Origin of the sequence: Pseudomonas sp. JL2, from assembly GCF_031570495.1 — a bacterium.
Lineage (GTDB): Bacteria > Pseudomonadota > Gammaproteobacteria > Pseudomonadales > Pseudomonadaceae > Aquipseudomonas > Aquipseudomonas rhizophila.
The window spans coordinates 1-17690 of the sequence record NZ_JAKUDH010000014.1; the positions used below are offsets into that span (position 1 = coordinate 1).

The following is a 17690-nucleotide window of genomic DNA, read 5'->3' on the forward strand; positions in this document are numbered from 1 at the left end:
AGCGCCCGATTGAAGTGTCCAAAATCATTAGGCCAGTTCAGGTGCAGACCTATCCGGCGCTCACCTCAGGGCCATGTGGGAGCGAGCTTGCTCGCGATGACGGCGGCACAGCCAAGATCTCCAACAACTGAATCACCGCTATCGCGAGCAGGCTCGGCTCCCACAGGGATTGCTGTGAATCAGCGTTTTTCCAGCTTGTCCGGCAATGGCGCGAACAGTGCCTCGATATCGTCGCTTTGCAGTTTCCAGTCTCCGGCCACGCGCCCGTCCAATACGCCGGCTGCGAGGTCGGATTTTTCCTTTTGCAGCAGCTGAATCTTTTCTTCCACCGTGCCTCGGGCAATCATTTTGTAGACGAACACCGGCTTCTCCTGGCCGATGCGATAGGCGCGGTCGGTCGCCTGGTTTTCGGTGGCGGGGTTCCACCATGGATCGTAGTGGATCACCGTGTCGGCCTCGGTGAGGTTCAGGCCTACGCCGCCGGCCTTCAGGCTGATCAGAAAGATCTGACGCTTGCCGCTCTGGAATTCCTTGACCGGCGTACGTCGGTCCCGGGTCTGGCCGGTCAGGATGGCGTAATCGACGCCGCGTTTCTTCAGTTCGTCTTCGATCAGCGACAGCATCGATGTGAACTGAGAAAACAGCAGCACCCGGCGACCTTCTTCAAACAGCTCTTCGAGCATCTCCATCAGGCTGTCGAGCTTGCCCGAGGTGCTGCCGCGGGCAGGCAAGGCGGCATCGTTGAGCAGGCGCAGGTCACAACAGACCTGGCGCAGCTTGAGCAGCGCCTCGAGAATGATGATCTGGCTGCGAGCCACGCCTTTGCGGGTGATCTCGTCGCGTACCTTCTTGTCCATGGCCAGGCGCATGGTTTCGTAGACGTCCCGCTGGGCATCGCTGAGCTCGACCCAATGAATGATCTCGGTCTTGGGTGGCAGTTCTGTCGCCACTTGCTCCTTGGTCCGGCGCAGCAGAAAAGGTTTTATCCGACCGTTGAGGTGCTGCAGTCGCACATCGCTGCCGCGCTTTTCAATCGGCACGCGGTAGTCGCGGTTGAAGCTCTTGACGTCCCCGAGCCATCCCGGCAGCAGGAAGTGGAACAACGACCACAATTCACCCAGGTGGTTTTCCAGCGGCGTGCCGGACAGGCACAGCCGCTGGCGGGCGTTGAGTTCGCGGGCGGCCTCGGCGGCTTTGCTGTTCGGGTTCTTGATGTACTGGGCTTCATCGAGGATCAGCACATGCAACGGCTGCGCCGCCAGGCGCTCGACATCTTTGGGCAATAGCGCATAGGTGGTGAGGACCAGGTCGTAATCGTTCAGCCGGTCAAAGTGCTTCTTGCGCCCGGCGCCGTACAAGGCCAGCACCTTGAGTTGCGGGGTGAAGTGGGCGGCCTCGTCGAGCCAGTTGGGGATCAGGCTGGTGGGCATGACCACCATGCAAGGGCGGTCGAGGCGCCCGGCGTTTTTTTCGCTGAGGATGTGCGCCAGGGTTTGCAGGGTTTTGCCCAGGCCCATGTCGTCCGCGAGGATGCCGCCGACTTCCAGTTGCCTGAGCGATTGCATCCAGCTTAAACCTTCGAGCTGATAAGGCCGCAGCGTGGCGTTCAGACCTTCTGGCGCCGTGCTGGTGTAGTCCTTGATGTCCCGCAGGCGCTGGGCCAGGCCACGAATGTGTTCGCCGCCTTCCCAGCGCAAGGGCATGTCTTGTAGCGGGTTCAGGCGCAGGGCATCCGCGCTGTTCAAGCGCAGTTTGGTGGTGCCCGGTTCTTGCAGGTAAAACTCGCCCAGGGTGGCCAGCACCGGTTTCAGCCGGCCATAGGGCAGGGCCACTTGCTGCGGGCCGAACTCGGAGTTCGGACGGTTAGGCAAATTGACCAGAATGAGTTCGTCATCGCGGCGCCTGGCCAGGCGTTCCGGGTTGAACAGCTCGATGTGCGAACGCATCAGGTTCAGCAGAATCGGCAGTAGGCTCAATCGTTCACCGTTGACGATGATCCCCAGTTCCAGATCGAACCAGTCCCGTTCCGGCGTTTCTTCGACCGTGGCGTACCATTCGTCCACCGCCGTCAGGTCGAAACCGAAATCCTCGTCGATCTGCAACTCCCAGCCCTGGCTGCGCAGTTTCGGCAGATCGTTGAGGGTGAACGTCAGCCACGCACTGTCGTTGACCATCTCGTACAGTTCACCGGCGCTTTCGGGCAGGGCCTTGCTTTGTCGGGTTGCGATTTTGAAGCCGAGGATTCGAAGCTGTTCGCGGTAGGACTGCTCCACTTCTGTCTGGCGTTTTATCCGCAGCGTCTGTGTGTCCTGGCGAATCAGTACGTCAGTGTTGCGCTGGCCGCTGACGTATTCGTCCAGGTAGCTGAAAGACAGGGCGGCGCGGTGCTGGATGTAGCGCTGCATCTTGCCATTGCGCGGCTCGAAAGCGCTGAACTCGATGCTCGCCAGCCACAGCCGCGGCATTGGTTGGACGTTGTCCACCAGCACTTGCGGCGGGGCCTTGGGGCTGCGGTTTTCCAGCACGGCCTGGAGTTTCTCCAGCAACTGCGCGTCTTTCTCGGCGGCCGGGTAGGCCAGGGTTTCCTGGACTTGCAGCAGTACCGCCGCGCAGTGCTTGCAGTTGATGCGCACCGGGCAGGTACAGGCGGCTTCAAGCAGAATCAACGTGCCTTTGGCTGATTCTTTCAGACGAATCGTCTGGCGGTAAACGTTACCCCCAGAGCCTTCACAACTGGCGGTGATGGTGCTGTCGCCAGCCTCGACGATCCTGACGCGGTTTTCCAGCGCGTAACGGCGCCCGCGCTCCAGGCTCTGTTCCTTGAATCGATTGACCCAGGAGGGTGCCAGGGGTTTGCTCAGGGGCGAGGGCATAGGCGCGCCGATCAGTCCGGAATGACGTCAGGCGCCTGCCGTGGCGCAGGCGCAGTCAGCGAGGTGATTTTGATCAGCAGGCCGAGGTGGCCGTTGTCGAGGAAATTCAACTGGCCATTTTTGGTATGGCTCTGCTGTTTGAGGCGTTCGCTGGAAGTGACCAGGCCATTGGTGTCGATCTGGTTGATCCAGAAGTCGGCATCCACGTCGGTAAACCGCCCCAGCTTAAGTTCCAGGGTCCCTTCGATGGGGAACTGACCGAACTGTTCTGCGCCATCACTGACGGCGATTCGGCTGCCCTGTTCGCCCAGGTTCTGCTGCCAGGCTTTGTGCATCAGCACCGTGTACTGACCACTGGCGTTGAGTTTTTCCACGATGTGACCCAATGCAGGCGTGCGCTGGCTCTTCGCGTCCAGGCGTTGCGCGCCCGCGTCCCAGTCCTCCGGTGCGGCGCGGCTGACAATCGCCGGTTCGGCGTTCTGGCGCATCAGGATCATTTCAACCTGATACAGGTCATCGGCAAACGCCAGGGGAGCGACCAGGGTCATCAACAAGGTCAGTGAGCGAAACAGGCGCATGGGGCGTCCTTCAAGCAGGGGGCGGAGTGAGGCGCTCGAACAGCGCTTCTACGGTATTGAAACGCTCTTCCGGGCGTTCCATGGGCACCATGAACTTGAACATCGTGGCACCTTCAAACTTGTAGCGTTTGGGCTGGCCCTGGATCAGCTTGATCAGTACCAGCGGATCGACCGGCGTCTGGGCTTCGAACTCGATACGACCACCATTGGGGCCGCCGTCGACTTTCTTGATGCCCAGTTGCTCGGCCTTGAGCTTGAGCCAGGTGGTACGCACCAGATTCTTGGTTGGCTCCGGCAGCAGACCGAAGCGGTCGATCATCTCCACTTGCAGGTCCTTGAGGCCTTCTTCGTCAGTGGCCGAGGCGATGCGTTTGTAGAGGATCAGCCGTGCGTGGACATCCGGCAGGTAGTCTTCCGGGATCAGCGCCGGCACCCGCAGATTGATTTCCGGCCCGCCGCCCAACGGTTGGTCGAGGTTCGGTTGCTCACCCTTGCGGATCGACTTGACCGCCCGTTCGAGCATTTCCATGTACAGGGTGAAACCCACGGCCTGGATCTGGCCGCTCTGGCCGTCGCCCAGCAACTCGCCTGCACCGCGGATTTCCAGGTCGTTGGTGGCCAGCACGAAACCGGCGCCCAGGTCCTGGGTGTTGGCGATGGCTTCCAGGCGCTTTTCCGCGTCCGGGGTGATCTGCTGGCGCGGTGGCGTCAACAGGTAGGCGTAGGCCTGGTGGTGACTGCGCCCGACCCGACCGCGCAACTGGTGCAACTGGGCCAGGCCGAATTTGTCGGCGCGCTCGATGATGATGGTGTTGGCGCTCGGCACATCGATGCCGGTCTCGATGATGGTCGAGGCGATCAGCACGTTGAAGCGCTTGTGGTAGAAATCGCTCATCACCTGTTCGAGTTCACGTTCGCGCATCTGCCCGTGGCCGATGCCGATGCGCGCTTCCGGCACCAGCTCGGCCAGATCGGCGGCGCATTTCTCGATGGTCTTGACGTCGTTGTGCAGGTAATAGACCTGGCCGCCCCGCAGCAGCTCGCGCAGCAGGGCTTCCTTGATCGTGCTTTTATTCTGCTCCATGACGAAGGTGCGCACCGACAGGCGACGGGCCGGCGGCGTGGCGATGATCGACAGGTCACGCATGCCCGACACCGCCATGTTCAGCGTGCGCGGGATCGGCGTGGCCGTCAGGGTCAGGATGTCGACCTCGCTGCGCAGGGCCTTGAGCTGTTCTTTCTGGCGCACGCCAAAGCGGTGCTCTTCGTCGATGATCACCAGCCCCAGGTTTTTGATCTTCACATCGTCCTGCAGCAGTTTGTGCGTGCCGATGACGATGTCGATCTTGCCCTCGGCCAGATCGGCCACCGCCGCGTTCACTTCCTTGGTGGACTTGAAGCGGCTCATCACCTCCACGGTCACCGGCCAGTCGGCGAAGCGGTCGCGGAAACTGTTGTAGTGCTGCTGGGCAAGCAGGGTGGTGGGCACCAGGATTGCCACCTGCTTGCCGCCGTGCACGGCAATGAATGCGGCGCGCATCGCCACTTCGGTCTTGCCGAAACCGACATCGCCGCACACCAGCCGATCCATCGGTTTGGGCGCGAGCATGTCAGCGCGCACGGCCTCGATGGTGGTTTGCTGGTCGACGGTTTCCTCGAAGGGGAACCCGGCGCTGAAGGTTTCGTAGTCGGCTTTCGGGTCAGCGAAGGCATACCCCTCGCGGGCCGCGCGCCGGGCATAGATGTCCAGCAGTTCGGCAGCCACGTCGCGCACCTGTTCGGCGGCCTTGCGCTTGGCTTTCTGCCAGGTTTCCGAACCCAGCCGATGCAGCGGCGCCAGGGCGTCGTCGCTACCGGTGTAGCGGGCGATCAGGTGCAGGTTAGCCACCGGCACGTAGAGCTTGGCACCCTCGGCGTATTCAAGGGTGAGGAACTCGGCGGCCTGGTTGTCGATTTCCAGGGTCGCCAGACCCAGGTAGCGGCCTACGCCGTGGTCGATGTGCACCACTGGCGCGCCCTCGCGCAGCTCGGTGAGGTTCTTGATGACCGCGTCGTTGGCGGCGTCGGCGCGTTTCTCGCGACGCCGACGCTGCATGACGCGCTGGCCGAACAACGGGCTTTCGGCCACCAGCGCCAGGGCCGGGTCTTCCAGGACAAGGCCATCGTTCAGCGGCGCGATGGTAATCGCCAGGCGATCTTTGCCGGCGACGAAGTCTGGCCAGCTATCGACGGTTTTCGGCCTCAGTTTCAGGCGTTCAAGCAGTTCCAGCAGCACTTCACGACGACCGGCGGATTCGGCGGTGAACAGCACGCGGCCGGGGAAACCGTCGAGAAAACCGGCCAGGGCCGCCAGTGGCTGCGTGGCCTTGGCTTCGATCGCCAGGTCCGGCAAGGCCTTGGCCGGGAAGCGTTCGCGGCCGACGCCAGTTTCCACGTCCTGCTGGCTTGCCACCACGCGTGGCCAGTTCTTGAGCCGGGCGAAGCAGTCTTCCACCGGCAGGAACAGCTCGGCCGGTGGCAATAAAGGACGGGAAGGATCGACGCGGCGCTCTTCGTAGCGATTGCGCACATCGTTCCAGAAGTTTTCCGCCGCCTGCTCGATGCCGGGCAGGGAAAACACCTGGGTGTCCTGGGGCAGGTAATCGAACAGGGTGGAGGTTTCTTCGAAAAACAGCGGCAGGTAGTACTCGATACCGGCGGGAGTGATCCCGCTGCTCAGGTCCTGGAAGATCGGGCAGCGACGGAAATCCACATCGAAACGTTCGCGAAAGCGCGCCTTGAAGCGGGTCACGGCGTCTTTTTGCAGCGGGAATTCCTTGGCCGGCAGCAGGCGCACCGACTGTACTTTGTCGATGGAGCGTTGGTTTTCCGGGTCGAAGGTGCGCAGGGTTTCGATTTCGTCATCGAACAGGTCGATGCGGTAAGGCAACTTGCTGCCCATCGGGAACAGATCGATCAGCGCGCCGCGTACCGCGAACTCGCCGTGCTCGTACACCGTGTCGACGCAACGATAGCCACTGGCTTCAAGACGGCTGCGCATTTGCTCGACGTCGAGCTTCTGGCCGATGTCCAGCACCAGGCTGCTGCCGAGCAAAAACTGGGTCGGTGCCAGGCGATGTAGGGCCGTGGTGATCGGCACTACCAAAACGCCATGACTGAGCTCCGGCAACCGATAAAGGCTGGCGATTCGCTGGGAAATGATGTCCTGGTGGGGCGAAAACAGATCATAGGGCAGGGTTTCCCAGTCCGGGAAATGCAGCACGGGCAAATCCGGGGCGAAGAAACTCAGTTCCTGTTCGAGCCGCTCGGCGCTTTGGCTGTCGGCGGTCAGCAGCAGGGTAAAGCGCTTTGCAGCGCTGGCAGCCTCGGCAATGGCCAGGCTCAGGGCGGCACCGGGCAGGTTGCCCCAGTGCTGTTTACCTGCCGCGGCAGGGAGAAGCGGGAGACGCAGAACGGGCACGGAAGGTTGAGCTCCAGCGTTGCGACAAAGTCGGCAATTGTAGCGGGGGAAGGGGGCGGCTGTCAGTCGCAGACTACCCTGGCGAACAGGAAAACCACGGTGCGACAGGCGCGCATTGCTCCGCCGAAGAGTCGGCGGCATAATGTAGCCCCTTTTTTCAGCCCCTACATGTGGAAGGTTCCCGTGACTCAGAAGCCCGACCAGTGTCTTGGTGAATGGATCGATCGTGAAGCACTCGCAGAAGCGATGATCCCTCTCATCGGTCAGCTCTACCGCAATAACAACGTGGTGAGCTCGATCTATGGCCGCAGCCTGATCAACCAGTCTGTCATCGCGATTCTCAAGGCTCACCGCTTTGCTCGCCACCGTTCTTCCGACGACAGCGAACTCTCCGTCCACGAAACATTCCCTCTGCTCAAGGCCATGAGCGAGCTCAAGCTCGGCGCGGCTTCGGTGGACCTGGGCAAGCTGGCGTTCAAATTCCGTAACGAAGGCAATGGCCGTAGCGCCGAGCAGTTCGTTCGCGAAGAGATGGCTGATGTGGTTGGCCAGCAAAACGTTTCGGCACGCAAAGGCACTGACGTCGTGCTCTACGGCTTCGGGCGTATCGGTCGTCTGCTGGCGCGCATCCTGATCGAGAAAACCGGTGGTGGCGATGGTTTGCGCCTGCGTGCCATCGTGGTGCGCAAAGGCGCGGAGAACGATCTGACCAAGCGCGCCAGCCTGCTGCGTCGCGATTCGGTCCATGGTTCGTTCAACGGCACCATTACCATCGACGAAGAAAACAACACCATCACGGCCAACGGTAACCTGATCCAGGTGATCTACGCGAAGAACCCGACCGAGGTGGATTACACCCAGTACGGCATCAAGGACGCACTGCTGGTGGACAACACCGGTGTATGGCGTGACGCCGATGGTCTGGGCCAGCACCTGGCGTGCCCGGGTGTCGACCGCGTTGTTCTGACCGCACCTGGCAAGGGCAAGCTCAAGAACATCGTTCACGGCATCAACCACAACGAAATCACCGCTGACGACAAGATCGTCTCCGCCGCTTCGTGCACCACCAACGCCATCGTGCCGGTGCTCAAGGCTGTGAACGACAAGTTCGGCATCATCAACGGTCACGTTGAAACCGTTCACTCGTACACCAACGACCAGAACCTGATCGACAACTTCCACAAAGGCGACCGTCGTGGCCGCAGCGCCGCGCTGAACATGGTGATCACCGAGACCGGTGCCGCCACCGCTGCTGCCAAGGCTTTGCCTGAGCTGGCCGGCAAGCTGACCGGCAACGCGATCCGTGTGCCGACGCCGAACGTGTCGATGGCCATCCTCAACCTGAACCTTGAGAAAGCCGCCACCCGTGAAGAGATGAACGAGTACCTGCGCTATATGGCGCTGCACTCCGACCTGCACAAGCAGATCGATTTCGTCAATTCCCAGGAAGTGGTGTCCACCGACTTCGTTGGCTCGCGCCATGCTGGTGTGGTCGACGCTGAAGCGACCATCGTTCAGGATAACCGCGTTGTGCTGTACGTCTGGTACGACAACGAGTTCGGTTATAGCTGCCAGGTCGTTCGCGTGATGGAAGACATGGCCGGTGTCAACCCGCCAGCATTCCCGCGCTAAGCTTTAGCCGCTTGTGAAAACGCCCCGACTTGTCGGGGCGTTTTTTTGTCTGGAGATTTTGTGTTGGCTGGGCCGGCCTCATCGCGAGCAAGCTCGCTCCCACAGGGTATACGCGGTCAACTGTGGGAGCGAGCTTGCTCGCGATAGCGATGTGTCAGGCGCCGCCGACGACTGAAGCCTGTGCAGTCCGCAGTTCATGACGATTACCCCTGAACAACACCAAGGTAGCAATCAGCCCCAACACCGCCGCGCCACTGAGCCAGATCCCCGGCGCGGCCTTGTTGCCCAGCACATGAATCAGATAAGTACAGGCCGCTGGCGTAAACCCGCCGAAGGTCGCTGTTGCCAGGCTGTAGGCCAGGGAGAAGCCGGTGGTGCGCACTTCCAGCGGCATGATTTCCGTCAAGGCGACTACCATGGCACCGTTGTACGATCCATACAGGAACGACAACCACAACTCCACGATCAGCAAATGGCTGAAGCTGGGGTTCGCCACCAGCCAGGACAGCGCCGGATATGCCGTGAGGATCGCCAGAATAGTCGCTCCCAGCAGCAAGGGCTTGCGTCCGATCTTGTCGGAAAAAGCGCCCATCACCGGCAGCCAGAAGAAGTTCGACAGCCCGATGCATACCGTCACCAGCAACGCATCCAGGTCCGACAGGTTCAATTCGGCTTTACCGAAGGTCGGCGTGTACGCCGTGATCAGGTAAAACGACACCGTGGTCATCACCACCAGCGCCATGCCCGCCAGGACGATGCCGAAGTTCTGACCGATGGAGCGGATGATTTCCGACAAGGCAGGGCGATGTTTTCTCGCCTGGAACTCAGGTGTTTCTTCCAGTGAACGACGGATCACGAATATCACCGGCACAATCATGCAACCCACCAGGAACGGCACGCGCCAGCCCCATTCGCCCATCTCCTGGGGACTCAGCCAGTGATTGAGGCCAACGCCCAGCAGGCCGGCGAACACGACGGCGGCCTGTTGACTGGCGGATTGCCAACTGACAAAGAAACCCTTGCGTCCCGGTGTGGAAATTTCCGCCAGATACACCGACACGCCGCCCAGCTCAACACCGGCGGAAAAGCCCTGCAGCAATCGCCCCAGCAGCACCAGCAGCGGTGCCGCCACGCCGAGGGTGGTGTAACCCGGCACACAGGCGATAAGCACGGTGCCGGCGGCCATCATCGCCAAGGTGATGATCAAGCCTTTGCGGCGGCCGTGCCGGTCGATGTAGGCCCCGAGAAAAATCGCCCCCAACGGGCGCATCAAGAACCCGGCGCCAAATGTGGCCAGGGACAGCATCAGCGAGGCGAAAGCACTGTCGGTCGGGAAGAACGTCTTGGCAATGGCCGTGGCGTAGAAGCCATAGACCATGAAGTCGAACATCTCCAGGAAGTTGCCGCTGACAACGCGAAAGATCGCCTTGCCGTTGCTGGTGTTGGATGGCATGGGTAGGTACTCACTCTGACAATCTTGTATGAAAGCGCTGCACCCACTGTGGGAGCGAGCCCGCTCGCGATAGCGGTGTGTCAGTCACATCAATGTCGTTTGATCCGACGCTATCGCGAGCAGGCTCGCTCCCACAGTTTTTTGCATCTGGACTGAAGGGCGCTGAAGCCCATAATGGCCGGCGCGGTTTCGAGGGGGGATGAAGATTTGTTAACTGGACGATGGATGGGGCTTGTGGTGCTGCTCGGCGTGTTGTCCGGTTGCGGCAACGGCGACACCTTGGAGCGCTTCGACGGCCCGACCATGGGCAGCCACTATTCGATTCAGTACGTCAGGCATTCCGCCGCACCTGGACCGAAAGCGGTGCGGGCCGAGGTGGAAAGCATCCTCGCCGAAGTGGATCGACTGTTCTCGACCTATCGCAGCGATTCGGACATCGAACGTTTCAATGCGTTGCCGGCCAATAGCTGCCAGATCATGCCTGGCCCTGTCCTGGAGTTGATCCGCGTGGGTGAGCAGTTGTCCTCCCAAAGCGACGGCTCTTTCGATCTGACGGTGGAGCCGCTGCTCAACCTGTGGGGCTTCGGTCCCCAGTCCCGAGCAGAGAAAGTACCGACCGCAGAAGCCCTGGCCCAGGTGCGCCAACGCGTCGGGCATGCTCATCTGCGCATCGACGGCGACCGCTTGTGCAAAGACGCCGCGGTGGAAGTCGACTTCAACAGTATCGCAGCCGGTTATGCCGTCGACCGCATCGCCAGCCGGTTCAAGGCCTTGGGCATCGACAGCTATCTGGCCGAGGTCACCGGCGAACTCAAGGCCGCCGGACGCAAACCCGATGGTGCCGCCTGGCGTATCGCCCTGGAAGAACCCCGGGACGACCGGCGGGTGGCTGAGCGCGTTATCGAGGTCAACGGCTACGGGGTTTCCACCTCGGGCGACTACCGTAAATATTTCGAACAGGGCGGCAGACGTTATTCCCACACCTTTGATGCGCGTACCGGTACGCCGGTCCTACACAACCTGGCGTCAGTCACGGTGATTCATCCTTCGGCGTTGATGGCCGATGGACTATCGACGCTGTTGCTGATTCTCGGTCCTGAACGGGGTTGGGACTATGCCGAAAAATACGGTGTCGGGGTATTTTTCGTATTGCGGGACAATGACCGTTTTATTGTTCGCACCAATGATGAGTTTGAACGGATCAGTCGCGGAAAAACCCAATGATGACAGCGTTGTGAAAGCATACCTGTGGCGAAATAGCGCAGGCAAAACTAGCCTACGACGCGACCAAGGGGTAATGTGCGCGGCGTTGACGCTTCTATAGACTGTGGCCGGGCTCATGAACCGGCCCCAAATTGTTCCTTCATGTCGCTGGCCGGCATGATTTAGCCGTGGTGCCAAATGTGGTGCCGCGGCCTGTTCTGAGGAGTACGCATGGCTGTCTACAACTACGACGTGGTGGTATTGGGTTCCGGCCCGGCGGGAGAGGGCGCGGCAATGAACGCCGCCAAGGCAGGGCGCAAGGTCGCGATGGTCGACAGCCGTCGGCAGGTCGGTGGCAACTGCACCCACTTGGGCACCATCCCGTCCAAGGCCTTGCGTCACTCGGTCCGGCAGATCATGCAGTTCAACACCAACCCGATGTTCCGCGCCATCGGCGAGCCGCGCTGGTTCTCCTTCCCGGACGTGCTCAAGAGCGCCGAGAAGGTGATCTCCAAGCAAGTCGCCTCGCGCACCGGTTACTACGCCCGCAACCGGGTCGACGTGTTCTTTGGCACCGGCAGCTTTGCCGACGAGCAGACCGTTGAAGTGGTTTGCGGCAATGGCGTGGTCGAAAAGCTGGTGGCCAAGCACATCATCATCGCCACCGGCTCGCGCCCGTATCGTCCGGCCGATATCGATTTCAACCACTCACGTATCTACGATAGCGACACGATCCTGAGCCTGGGCCACACCCCGCGTAAGCTGATTGTCTACGGCGCGGGGGTGATCGGTTGCGAATACGCATCGATCTTCAGCGGCCTCGGTGTGCTGGTGGAGCTGGTGGATAACCGTGGCCAGTTGCTGAGCTTCCTGGACTCGGAAATCTCCCAGGCCCTGAGCTATCACTTCAGCAACAACAACATCACCGTGCGTCACAACGAGGACTACGACCGCGTCGAAGGCGTGGACAACGGCGTGATCCTGCACCTCAAGTCCGGCAAGAAGATCAAGGCCGACGCCTTGCTCTGGTGCAACGGCCGTACCGGCAACACCGACACCCTGGGCCTGGAAAACATCGGCGTGAAGGTCAACAGCCGTGGCCAGATTGAAGTTGACGAGAACTACCGCACTTGTGTGACGAACATCTACGGCGCCGGTGACGTGATCGGTTGGCCGAGCCTGGCCAGCGCCGCCCATGACCAGGGCCGTTCAGCGGCCGGCAGCATTGTCGACAACGGGAGCTGGCGCTTCGTCAACGACGTACCGACCGGCATCTACACCATTCCGGAGATCAGCTCGATCGGCAAGAACGAGCAGGAGCTGACCCAGGCCAAGGTGCCCTATGAAGTGGGCAAGGCCTTCTTCAAGAGCATGGCGCGGGCGCAGATCGCCGGAGAGCCGCAGGGCATGCTGAAGATCCTGTTCCACCGCGAGACGCTGGAAGTGCTGGGCGTGCACTGTTTCGGTTACCAGGCGTCGGAGATCGTTCACATCGGCCAGGCGATCATGAACCAGCCGGGCGAGCTGAACACGCTGAAATACTTCGTCAACACGACCTTCAACTACCCGACCATGGCCGAAGCCTATCGGGTAGCGGCCTATGACGGGCTCAACCGGCTTTTTTGAGCGGCTCCGGCCGGTGGCCTGAGCCGGCCGGGGAGACCGATTTCAGCAATTCTCGAGGGTGGCAGTGGCCAAACCGGGAAAGTCTGTAATCAGGCTGTCAACGCCGAAGTCGGCGAGCCTGCGCATCAGCGCGGGTTCGTTGACGGTCCACACTGATACATGCAACCCCTGCCGCTGGGCCTTGATCAGGCGTTCCGGCGTACACAGCGTCCAGTTGAGCGCCAGAATCTCGCAGCCGTAACTCTGGGCGACCTTCAGCGGGTCGAGCCAGGCGTATTCGGCCACCAGCCCGCGGGAGATGTCCGGGGTCAGGTCCAGGGCAGCCTTGAGCACTTCCCGGGAGCTGGAGGTGATGGTGATTTTGTCCAGCAACCCGAAACGCTGGGCCATTTCGCGGATCCCCAGCACGGTGGCGGCGGCACGGGTGCGTGAGGCACTCTTGACCTCCAGTTGCCAATGCTCGAAATCACATTTTTCGAACAGCTCCTCCAGGCGTGGGATCGGGCACGGCTTGATCCAGCCCGGGCCACCCTTGCGCGCATCGTAGGTCACCAGCTCGGCGGCCGAATGCTCCACCACCTTGCCCCGGCGATCAGTGGTGCGCTTGAGGGTCGGGTCGTGGATCACCATCAACTCGCCGTCCATTGAAAGGTGCAGGTCCAGCTCGCATCGGCGCACGCCGTGCTTGAGGCACTCCTGAAAACCGGTCAGGGTATTTTCTGGCGCTTCGCCCTTGGCGCCACGGTGGCCATAAATGAGGGTCACGGTTCTTCCTTATTGATGCCGGATTCGTTCAGTTCCCGCGCCAGGCGTCGTTCTTGCGCCTGTTTCTGCAGGATGTAGCGGGCCAGCAACTGGCGCTGGGCGTCGGTGGGGCGTTCGAACTCGGTGCCCACGTCATAGCCGTCGCCCTTGGGGTCGCAATGAGTGACCCGGGCCCGGAGCAACAGCCCCAGGGCCTGGGGCATCAGCACCATCTTGATCGACAGGTGCGTGCCAACGCCGACAGGCGTGGCGTGCTGAAAGTCGATGCCGCCCTCGGAGATGATCACCGGCTGCGGTTCGCCGATTTCGCCGAGCGCCGTCAGGGCAATGACCTGACTGAGCAGGTCGATGCGTTTGTTCATCGCCTTGAGGTAAGCCGCGATGCTACGCTCGCGCTCGCTGATCTGGCGCAGCAGGTGTTGCGATTCGAATTCGCTCAGGTGCAATTCGCTGAGCAGATTGAACAGTGGAGAAGCATCCTGCAACACTTCCTGGCCAGCAGCTTCAGGAATGGAGAGGGGCCGAATTTCCAGTGCGATCGTGTCCTCGATACGGTAGTATTCGCGGCGATCTTCTTCATCTAATGTCGACATGGCGAACCCATGGTAGCGGCGGTGGTCTGAGTGTAAAGCTGGTTTGTGACCCCCGCCACAAGGACGTTCCTTTTCCCTCCGAACAAGCCCCGACATGTTCAGACCTCTCTTCGTATTTATCGGCACGCGTTATACCCGTGCAAAACGTCGCAATCATTTCGTATCGTTCATTTCCCTGACTTCAATCATCGGGCTGGCCCTTGGCGTGGTCGTGATGATCGTCGTGCTGTCGGTGATGAACGGGTTCGACCATGAGATGCGCACTCGCGTGCTGGGCATGGTGCCCCACGCCACCCTCGAAACCGGCGAAGCCATCAGCGACTGGCCGAGCCTGGCCGCCAAGGTCAAGCAGAACCCGCAGGTGCTGGCGGTTGCGCCGTTCACCCAGATGCAGGGGCTGCTGACCCACAATGGCAAGGTTTCCAAGGTCTTGCTCAATGGCATTGACCCTGGGCTTGAGCGGCAGGTTTCGATCATCGACAACTTCATGAAGCAGGGCAAACTCGACGACCTGGCGCCAGGCAGCTTTGGCATCGTCATCGGTGACAAGGCCGCTGCCAAGCTCGGCGCCGCCATCGGCGACAAGCTGACCTTCGTGGCACCGGAAGTCACCGTGACCCCGGGCGGCATGTTCCCGCGCATGAAGCGCTTTACCGTGGTCGGCATTTTCCATGTCGGCGCCGGCGAGCTGGACGGTTACCTGGGCGTCACCAACCTTCAGGACCTGGCGCGCCTGCATCGCTGGAAGCCGGATCAGGTCCAGGGCCTGCGGCTGAAGTTCGATGATCTGTTCCAGGCGCCGCGCGTCGCGTGGACCATCGCCCAGCAGCTTGGCGAAGACCGCTACTACGCCCGAGACTGGACCCGCACCCACGGCAACCTGTACCAGGCGATCCGCATGGAAAAAGCCATGATCGGCCTGCTATTGCTGCTGATCGTCGCCGTTGCCGCGTTCAACATCATCTCCACTCTGGTGATGGTGGTGAACGACAAGAAAGGCGACATCGCCATCCTGCGCACCCTTGGCGCCACACCGGGGCAGATCATGCGGATCTTCATGGTCCAGGGCACGGTCATTGGCGTGATCGGTACGGTGGTCGGCGCCTTGGTCGGGATGTTTGCCGCGCTGAACGTCAGCGCCGCGATTGCTGCTCTCGAAGGCCTGATCGGGCACAAGTTTCTCAACGCCGACGTGTACTTCATCGACTACCTGCCGTCGCAGTTGCAGACAGATGATGTGTTGATGGTCTGCGGCGCCGCGTTGGTCCTGAGTTTCCTCGCCACCCTGTATCCAGCCTGGCGTGCCGCGCGCACCCAGCCTGCGGAGGCGTTACGTTATGAGTGAGTCGGGTATGAGTGAAAAAGCAATCTTGAGCTGCCGTAACCTGGGCAAATCCTACGAGGAGGGGCCGGAGTCGGTGGTGGTGTTGTCGGGCTTGCAGCTGGAGCTGCATCCGGGCGAGCGTGTGGCGATTGTCGGTACGTCCGGGTCGGGCAAAAGTACCTTGCTCAATCTGTTGGGCGGCCTCGATACACCGACTGCCGGCAGTGTCTGGCTGGCCGGCGAAGAACTCTCGGCGCTGAACGAGAAGGCCCGTGGCCTGCTGCGTAACCGTTCCCTGGGCTTCGTTTACCAGTTCCACCATTTGCTGCCCGAGTTCACCGCGCTGGAGAACGTCTGCATGCCGCTGCTGATCGGTCGCACCGCGATCCCTGAAGCCCGCCAGCGGGCCACGGCGTTGTTGGAGCGGGTCGGGTTGGGCCATCGTCTGGAGCACAAGCCGGCGGAGTTGTCCGGTGGCGAGCGCCAGCGCGTGGCGATTGCCCGGGCCCTGGTCAACAAGCCGGGGCTGGTGATGCTCGACGAGCCGACCGGCAACCTCGACTCCCACACCGCCCAAGGCATTCAGGACCTGATGCTGGAACTCAGTACCTCAATGCGTACCGCGTTCCTGGTGGTGACCCACGACATGAACCTGGCCCGGCAGATGGACCGCGTCCTGCACTTGCAGGAAGGTTGCCTGACGCCCATTTGACCGACCGAAACCCGGCGCTTGCTGCAAGCGCCGGGTCTTTTATTTTCATACGGTGCCCCGCGAATGTTCAGACCGTTATCGATCTTCATCGGCACGCGCTATACCCGCGCCAAGCGCCGCAATCGCTTTGTTTCGTTCATTTCCATGACCTCGATGATCGGCCTCGCCCTGGGGGTGCTGGCGATGATCGTGGTGCTGTCGGTGATGAATGGCTTCCAGCGCGAAATGAGCTCGCGCATCCTGGGCATGGTGCCCCACGCCACCATCGTCGGCGTCAAGCCGATCGACGACTGGCAGCCGGTGGCTGCCGCGGCGCTGAAAAATCCTGAGGTGATCGCTGCCGTGCCGTTCACTGAAATGGAAGGCATGCTCAGCCATAAAGGCGCGATGCAACCGATCCAGATCAGCGGCATCGACCCGGCCCAGGAGGGCAAGGTGTCCATTGTCGCCCAGCATATTGTCCAGGGGCGTCTCGATGCCTTGAAACCGGGCGAGTTTGGCGTGGTGATCGGCGAAATCACTGCTCGGCGCTTCCGTTTGAACGTCGGGGACAAACTGACCCTGATCGTGCCGGAAATCAGCACCGCGCCGGGCGGCATCACCCCGCGGATGCAGCGCTTGAATGTGGTCGGCGTGTTCAAGGTAGGCGCCGAACTGGATGGCTCCATGGCGCTGATCCACGTGGCCGACGCCGCGCAAATGCAGCATTGGCAGCCAAACCAGGTGCAAAGCGTGCGCCTGGCGGTCAAGGACCTGTACGCAGCACCGCGAGTTTCCGGCGACATCGCCACGGGCCTCGGCGCGGACTACAAGGCCGACGACTGGACCCACACTCAGGGCAGCCTGTTCAGTGCCATGAAGATGGAAAAAACCATGATCGGCCTGCTGTTGTTGATGATCGTCGCGGTGGCGGCCTTCAACATCATCGCGACCCTGATCATGGTGGTGAACGATAAGGGCGCGGATATCGCGATCCTGCGCACCATCGGCGCCACGCCACGGCAGATCATGGCGATTTTCATGGTCCAGGGCACGGTGATTGGCGTGGTCGGCACGCTGATTGGCGGCGTGCTGGGGGTGATTGCGGCACTGAACGTCAGTGATTTAGTGGGTTGGGTGGAAAGGGTCACTGGCCAGCATATTTTCAGTTCCGATGTGTATTTCGTCAGCAACCTGCCCTCGGAGCTTCAACGCGGTGATGTGGTGCTGATCTGCTCGGCCGGGTTCATCCTGAGCTTCCTCGCCACGGTTTACCCGGCCTGGCGTGCGGCGAAGGTCGAGCCGGCGCAGGCGTTGCGCTATTCCTGAATCAGCGCAAAACCTTGTGCCAAGGGCGACACTCTCTGTGGCGAGGGGATTTATCCCCGCTGGGCTGCGAAGCAGCCCCAATACAGTCAACTCAACCTGCCTGCTACACCCAGGTGCCAGGGTTTAGGGCCGCTTCGCAGCCCAGCGGGGATAAATCCCCTCG

The 17690-nt window shown here is 61.3% G+C and carries 12 protein-coding genes; 6 read left to right on the forward strand and 6 right to left on the reverse strand.

The features are described 5' to 3' along the window. Positions 1-179: 179 nt before the first annotated feature. From MKS85_RS17915 to mfd, 3 genes are read right to left on the reverse strand one after another with little or no spacing between them, the layout of a single operon-like run. Positions 180-2873 carry a DEAD/DEAH box helicase gene (locus MKS85_RS17915; protein ID WP_310663047.1) on the reverse strand — a complete coding sequence of 898 codons (2694 nt, stop codon included), beginning with the start codon at positions 2871-2873 and terminating at the stop codon, positions 180-182. 11 nt (positions 2874-2884) lie between these two features. Beyond that, a complete protein-coding gene (locus tag MKS85_RS17920; RefSeq protein ID WP_047227215.1) occupies positions 2885-3451 on the reverse strand; it encodes a CsiV family protein in 567 nt (188 codons plus the stop codon). Positions 3452-3461: 10 nt separating this feature from the next. Then, positions 3462-6911: a transcription-repair coupling factor gene (gene mfd / locus MKS85_RS17925; RefSeq protein ID WP_188251484.1), complete on the reverse strand. Its 3450-nt coding sequence runs from the start codon at positions 6909-6911 to the stop codon at positions 3462-3464. 168 nt (positions 6912-7079) lie between these two features. Here mfd and MKS85_RS17930 point away from each other — a divergent pair, with 168 nt between their 5' ends. Then, a complete protein-coding gene (locus tag MKS85_RS17930; protein ID WP_047227217.1) occupies positions 7080-8543 on the forward strand; it encodes a glyceraldehyde-3-phosphate dehydrogenase in 1464 nt (487 codons plus the stop codon). Positions 8544-8697: 154 nt separating this feature from the next. Here the strand turns inward: MKS85_RS17930 and MKS85_RS17935 are convergent, their stop codons facing one another. Then, complete coding sequence (locus MKS85_RS17935; RefSeq protein WP_310663048.1) at positions 8698-9996, reverse strand: MFS transporter; 1299 nt, start codon at positions 9994-9996, stop codon at positions 8698-8700. A gap of 225 nt (positions 9997-10221) precedes the next feature. Here MKS85_RS17935 and MKS85_RS17940 point away from each other — a divergent pair, with 225 nt between their 5' ends. Together MKS85_RS17940 and sthA are read left to right on the forward strand one after the other, a co-directional pair. Next, on the forward strand, positions 10222-11220 hold the full coding sequence (locus MKS85_RS17940; RefSeq protein WP_310663049.1) for an FAD:protein FMN transferase: 999 nt from the start codon (positions 10222-10224) through the stop codon (positions 11218-11220). A 210-nt stretch (positions 11221-11430) separates the two neighbouring features. Continuing rightward, positions 11431-12825, forward strand: a complete 1395-nt coding sequence (sthA, locus tag MKS85_RS17945; RefSeq protein ID WP_310663050.1) for a Si-specific NAD(P)(+) transhydrogenase — start codon at positions 11431-11433, stop codon at positions 12823-12825. A 42-nt stretch (positions 12826-12867) separates the two neighbouring features. On the opposite strand, the gene MKS85_RS17950 is transcribed toward sthA, so the two are convergent. Beyond that, the gene (locus MKS85_RS17950) at positions 12868-13590 is read right to left on the reverse strand and encodes a glycerophosphodiester phosphodiesterase family protein (protein ID WP_047227220.1); all 723 of its coding nucleotides are present in this window, start codon (positions 13588-13590) and stop codon (positions 12868-12870) included. Continuing rightward, entirely contained in the window at positions 13587-14183 is a 597-nt protein-coding gene (locus tag MKS85_RS17955; RefSeq protein ID WP_076385586.1) for a PilZ domain-containing protein, read from the reverse strand. Before MKS85_RS17955 ends, MKS85_RS17950 begins: the two co-directional genes overlap by 4 nt. A gap of 94 nt (positions 14184-14277) precedes the next feature. On the opposite strand from MKS85_RS17955, the gene MKS85_RS17960 reads away from it, so the two are divergent. From MKS85_RS17960 to MKS85_RS17970, 3 genes are all read left to right on the forward strand, one after another. Beyond that, on the forward strand, positions 14278-15528 hold the full coding sequence (locus tag MKS85_RS17960) for a lipoprotein-releasing ABC transporter permease subunit (protein WP_047227222.1): 1251 nt from the start codon (positions 14278-14280) through the stop codon (positions 15526-15528). A 7-nt stretch (positions 15529-15535) separates the two neighbouring features. After that, a complete protein-coding gene (gene lolD / locus MKS85_RS17965) occupies positions 15536-16219 on the forward strand; it encodes a lipoprotein-releasing ABC transporter ATP-binding protein LolD (protein ID WP_162843734.1) in 684 nt (227 codons plus the stop codon). Positions 16220-16282: 63 nt separating this feature from the next. Continuing rightward, entirely contained in the window at positions 16283-17527 is a 1245-nt protein-coding gene (locus MKS85_RS17970; protein ID WP_047227223.1) for a lipoprotein-releasing ABC transporter permease subunit, read from the forward strand. Positions 17528-17690: the final 163 nt, after the last annotated feature.